Raw genomic sequence first — 3859 nt, 5'->3', positions numbered from 1 at the left:
GTGGTGCGCGCCCACCCGGACCCCGAGGAGGCCAGGGGGCGGTTGCGGGAGCTGGGGGAGCGGGAGCGGTTCAGCGGGCGGGAGAGCGAGCGCGCGCGGGGCGGGCGCTAGTTCAACGGCTTGCGGGCCAGCAGGAACAGGTGCTCCTCCGGGACGGCGCCGGGGAAGTCCGGGGTGAACTCGCCGTGCCGCTCGTGCTCGACGCGCAGCCCGGTGGACTCGACCAGCGCGCGGAACGCGGGCGCCGGGAAGCTCGTGCAGCGCACCGGCTGGCCCAGCCAGACCAGGTCCACGCCCTCGACGTCGGCGGGCACGGTCGCCACGGCCAGCAGACCGCCGGGGACCAGCCGGTCGGCGAGGTCGGCCAGCACGCGGGCCTGGTCGGCGCGCGGCATCTGGAGCAGCGGGAAGAACGCGGTGACCGCGTCCAGCGACTCCGGCGCGGCGGGCAGCTCGCGCACGTCCACCAGCTCGAACCGCGCCCCCGGCACCCGCTCGCGGGCCAGCTCGACCATCGTCGTGGACACGTCGCACCCGGTCACCCGGTGCCCGGCGGCGACCAGCCGCTCCGCGGTGGGCCTGCCGGTGCCCGACCCGACGTCGAGCACCCGCGCCCCCTCGGGCAGCTCCGCCAGCAACCAGTCGAGCGCGGCGAGCTGCTCGGGCAGGTCCGCGAAGGCCCGCTCGTAGTCCGCGCCGAGCGCGTCGAACGCCCGCGCGGCCGGATCGGGGAGGTGTCCGCCGTGGACGGTCATCGCGCAGCGCTCCTGTCCCGGCGCCGGGGGCGGCCCGGCACCACGATCGCCGGTGCTCCTGCCCCGGCACGCTAGCGCCGCGCGCGCCCGGCCGACACCGCTGCCGGTGGGATCAGCCGCCCGCGTCCTCCCCCTGGAACGACGGAACCGGGACCCGCCTCGAAGGCGGGCCCCGGTCCGGGGTCCGGCACACCTCACGCGCGCCCGCGCGTCACCCCGTGGTCGCCAGCGACCTCAGGAAGAACGCCACGTTCGCCGGGCGCTCGGCGAGGCGGCGCATGAAGTACCCGTACCACTCCCCGCCGTACGGCACGTACACGCGCATCCGCTTGCCCTCGGCCGCCAGGCGCACCTGCTCGTCCGGCCTGATCCCGTACAGCATCTGGTGCTCGTGCCCGTCGGCCCCGCGCCCCGCCGCCAGTTCACCGGCGATCGCGATCAGCCTCGGGTCGTGCGAGGCCACCATCGGGTAGCCCTCGCCCGCCATCAGCACCTTCAGGCACCGCACGTACGCCAGGTCCACCTCGGCCTTGGACTGGTACGCCACCGACTCCGGCTCCTGGTACGCGCCCTTGCACAGCCGCACCCGCGAGCCCGCCACCGCCAGGTCGCGGCAGTCCTGCTCGGTCCGCCTCAGGTACGCCTGGAGCACCGCGCCGACCCACGGGAAGTCCACCCGCAGCTCGCGCAGCACCGACAGCGTCGAGTCGGTGGTGGTGTGGTCCTCCATGTCCAGGGTGACCGTCGTGCCCGCGTCGGCCGCCGCCGAGCAGATCGCCCTGGCGTTCTCCAGCGCGATCTTCTCGCCGTCCACCGGCAGGAACTGGCCCACCGCCGACAGCTTCACCGACACCTCGGCCCGGTCCGCGTAGCCCGCGTCGTCCAGCCGCCCCAGCAGCTCCACGTACGCGCGCACCGTGCCCGCCGCCTGCGCGGCGTCCTTCGTGTCCTCGCCCAGGTGGTCGAGGGTGACGAGCCTGCCGTCCGCGAGCAGCTCACCGGTCGCGGCGATCGCGTCCGCGGTGGTCTCGCCCGCGACGAACCTGCGCACCACCGGCTTGGTCAGCGGGGTGCTCTCCACCAGGGACCTCGCCGCCGACGAGCGCGAGGCCGCGAGCAGTGCCGAGCGCAGCACGGGTCAGCCCTCCTGGTGGGGGTAGGCGACCGAGGTCGGGGCCACGAAGGTCTCCTTGATGGAGCGCGGGCTGACCCAGCGCAGCAGGTTGTGCACCGAGCCTGCCTTGTCGTTGGTGCCGGACGCCCGGCCGCCGCCGAACGGCTGCTGGCCGACGACCGCGCCGGTCGGCTTGTCGTTGACGTAGAAGTTGCCCGCCGCGAACCGCAGCACCTGCTGGGCGTGCGCGACGGCCGCCCGGTCGCGGGCGATGATCGCGCCGGTCAGGCCGTACGGGGACACCGACTCCATCTGCTTGAGCACGGTGTCGTAGTCGCCGTCCTCGTACACGTGCACGGCCAGCACCGGGCCGAAGTACTCGGTGCGGAACACGTCGTGCTCCGGGTCCGAGCCCAGCAGCACGGTCGGGCGCACGAAGAAGCCCTCGGAGTCGTCGGCCGTGCCGCCCGCCGCGACCTCCAGCGACGAGTCCGAGCGCGCCGCCTCCAGCACGCCGGACAGCTTGTCGAACGAGCGGCGGTCGATGACCGCGCCCAGGAAGTTGGAGAAGTCGGTGACGTCGCCCATCTTCAGCGACTCGACCTCGGCCAGGAAGTCGTCCTTGATCCGGTTCCACACCGAGCGCGGCACGTAGGCGCGCGCGGCCGCCGAGCACTTCTGGCCCTGGAACTCGAACGCGCCGCGCACCAGCGCCGTGCGCAGCACCTCGGGGTCGGCCGACGGGTGGGCGAGCACGAAGTCCTTGCCGCCGGTCTCGCCGACGATCCTCGGGTACGAGCGGTACCCGGCGATGTTCGCGCCGACCTGGCCCCACAGGTGCTGGAAGGTCCTGGTGGACCCGGTGAAGTGGATGCCCGCGAGGTCCGGGTCGGCCAGCGCCACCTCGGACACCGCGAGGCCGTCGCCGGGCAGCAGGTTGATCACGCCCGGAGGCATCCCCGCCTCCTCCAGCAGCCGCATGGTCAGGTGCGCGGCGAAGCTCTGCGTGGGCGAGGGCTTCCACAGCACCACGTTGCCCATCAGGGCGGGCGCGGTCGGCAGGTTGCCCGCGATCGCGGTGAAGTTGAACGGGGTGATCGCGTAGACGAAGCCCTCCAGCGGGCGGTGGTCGGTGCGGTTCCACACGCCGGGGCTGGACTTGGGCTGCTCGGCCAGCAGCTGGCGGCCGAAGTGGACGTTGAAGCGCCAGAAGTCGATCAGCTCGCAGGCCGCGTCGATCTCGGCCTGGATCGCGGTCTTGGACTGGCCCAGCATGGTGGCCGCGTTCAGCGTGGAGCGCCACGGGCCCGCCAGCAGGTCGGCGGCGCGCAGCAGGATCGCGGCGCGGTCGTCGAAGGACAGGGCGCGCCACGCGGGCGCGGCGGCGCGGGCCGCCTCCAGCGCGTCGCGGGTGTCCTGGTGGGTGGCGCCGTGCAGGGTGCCCAGCACCGCGCGGTGGTTGTGCGGCTGCACCACGTCGAACCGCTCGCCGCCGCCGACGCGCTGCTCGCCGCCGATGGTCGCGGTCAGCTCCAGCGGCTCCTTGGCCAGCTCGGCCAGCTTGGCCTGCAGCTCGGCGCGCTCGGGCGTTCCGGGGGCGTAGCCGAGCACCGGCTCGTTGACCGGGGCGGGCACTGAGGTCACGGCATCCACGGCAGGCTCCTTCGCGACGTGCTGCTGGGGTACCGCAACGGTAGGTCGCGGTCACCTGCGCACCGTTGTCCGCACGTCTAGGCTTGCCATTCCGCCGTTGTACGAATGGACAAAAGAGCATGAGCCTGCGCCAGGTGCTGATGGCCTTGGGCGAGGAGCTGGTGGAGGTGCGGGCCGCGCCGCGCGGGCTGGAGGCGGACGTCCGCGACATCGTCATCCTCGACCCGGAGGACGTGCCGCTCGTGCGGCCCGGTGACCTCGCGCTGGTCATCGGCGCGCGCGGCCGGGCGGCGTTGCCGCTGGTCAGGGCGGCCGGGGTCGGGGGCGCGGCGGCGGT

General features: G+C 74.0%; 3 protein-coding genes and 1 pseudogene. 1 reads left to right on the top strand and 3 read right to left on the bottom strand.

All coding sequences use genetic code 11. From position 1 onward, the window contains the following. Positions 1-107 precede the first annotated feature (107 nt). The 3 genes from ACTUAL_RS08000 to pruA form a co-directional block, all read right to left on the bottom strand. Positions 108-755 carry a class I SAM-dependent methyltransferase gene (locus ACTUAL_RS08000; RefSeq protein WP_440899799.1) on the bottom strand — a complete coding sequence of 216 codons (648 nt, stop codon included), beginning with the start codon at positions 753-755 and terminating at the stop codon, positions 108-110. A 211-nt stretch (positions 756-966) separates the two neighbouring features. Further along, positions 967-1890 carry a proline dehydrogenase family protein gene (locus ACTUAL_RS07995; RefSeq protein ID WP_440899798.1) on the bottom strand — a complete coding sequence of 308 codons (924 nt, stop codon included), beginning with the start codon at positions 1888-1890 and terminating at the stop codon, positions 967-969. Positions 1891-1893: 3 nt separating this feature from the next. Continuing rightward, the gene (gene pruA / locus ACTUAL_RS07990) at positions 1894-3522 is read right to left on the bottom strand and encodes an L-glutamate gamma-semialdehyde dehydrogenase (protein WP_440899797.1); all 1629 of its coding nucleotides are present in this window, start codon (positions 3520-3522) and stop codon (positions 1894-1896) included. 119 nt (positions 3523-3641) lie between these two features. Here pruA and ACTUAL_RS07985 point away from each other — a divergent pair. Then, positions 3642-3859 (top strand): annotated as a pseudogene (locus ACTUAL_RS07985) (PucR family transcriptional regulator); the annotation flags it as partial.

It is taken from the genome of Actinosynnema sp., assembly GCF_052038725.1.
Note: the sequence above shows the minus strand (reverse complement) of the source record. Positions and strands in the feature narration are given on the sequence as shown.

Bases quoted from the DNA above. Each gene is read 5' to 3' on its own strand.
- ACTUAL_RS08000 (WP_440899799.1), bottom strand. From the start codon at position 755: ATGACCGTCCACGGCGGACACCTCCCCGATCCGGCCGCGCGGGCGTTC.